Source organism: Pseudoxanthomonas sp. LjRoot204_2, assembly GCF_056175765.1.
The window spans coordinates 1-1,273 of sequence record NZ_JBGFFG010000670.1; the positions used below are offsets into that span (position 1 = coordinate 1).

Genomic DNA, 1,273 nt, shown 5'->3' on the forward strand with positions numbered 1-1,273 from the left:
GCCTAACACCGGAATTAAGCCGACCCGCGAAGCGGGTTCGGCTTGAATGAATTGTTAGGGCTCATGAACCGATGTGTCCAGTAGAACGCCAGACCGGATATCGCCCCAGCAAAAATGGCCATGAGCAGAAAGGTGAACGCGAGGGCGACCCCATCAGGCTCACGGATGAGTGCTGAGACAARAGATATCAGTGGGATTGGGCTGGCAGCAATGGCTCCAGCTATCAGAGCTGGAACCGCTCTAAACATGCGCTTATGAACTAGGAAAAGGCCAATTGGCAGTCCGACGATCATGACGTAAGGGATGCAGACGACAAATGCAACAAAGGCAGTGAAACCGAGATCTATACGGTCAGCGGGGACATTGAGCCACATAAGCCAAGCGGTAAGTGTGGCCGTGATAGCGGCGGTCCCTGCACAGATTATGGTTGCTAACGGTAGCGCCAATGCCTGTCTCATGAGCCCTAACGCCWGARTTAAGCCGACCCGCGAAGCGGGTTCGGCTTGAATGAATTGTTAGGCTGCACCCGGGGTGAGCCCAAGTTGGTGAGACCAACCATGCCTTTGGTTGCGGAGCAAGGTGTCGAAATACCAGATGAAGACTGACGCGGCATCCTGGAAGGCCCCCTCGCTCGGAGTAGCCGATTTTCCGGTGAGGATGGATGTCGACTCCTCTAGCCAGGGACTTGTGTCATCAGCTGCGAGTCCCAAGCGTACAGCAGCTTGCTCAATCTCAGATGGGATGGGGGCGTCGGGCCACTCACAATTCATCTCAAGCAAGTATCCGAGATACTCGGGTATCACTAAATCGGGGAGAGTGCGGCCAGTTGTCTTGTCTTGCCGCAGGTTATGGAGAGCGTCCCTGAATGGCTTGAGCGAGACAGCTTGGCCCGGCGGGTCCGTTAGGCTCGGGTCGCGCAGCGCGTCCCGCGCTTGCTGTATCCAGTAATTCCGGTCGTGCCGCCCATCTCGTTGCACAAGGTGTGAGGCCGCGTAGTCCGCGGCAGCCTCGTCGCTAGTAAACAGTGATGTAAGAACGCGATCCGAAGTGAAATTGTAAGCAAAGAAGTACTGCTTACCATCAACAGAGATTGGTTCTAACCCGCCGACTCTCATTGTTCCCTCCGGAAATGCATCGACATCCGAGTCGCAGCCCAAGGCTGCTGCGATCACGACAGTAAGAATGGCTAGTCTTGCGATGATCTTCATGTGCAGCCTAACACCGGAATTAAGCCGACCCGCGAAGCGGGTTCGGCTTGAATGAATTGTTAGGC

At 55.4% G+C, this 1,273-nt stretch carries 1 protein-coding gene; it reads right to left on the minus strand.

Going from position 1 to position 1,273, the window contains the following annotated elements:
• Window positions 1–515 precede the first annotated feature (515 nt).
• Window positions 516–1,208: a hypothetical protein gene (locus AC04L7_RS18970; RefSeq protein ID WP_436000717.1), complete on the minus strand. Its 693-nt coding sequence runs from the start codon at window positions 1,206–1,208 to the stop codon at window positions 516–518.
• Window positions 1,209–1,273: the final 65 nt, after the last annotated feature.

Coding starts and splice junctions, on each gene's coding strand:
- AC04L7_RS18970 (WP_436000717.1), bottom strand. CDS start 1,208: ATGAAGATCATCGCAAGACTAGCCATTCTTACTGTCGTGATCGCAGCA.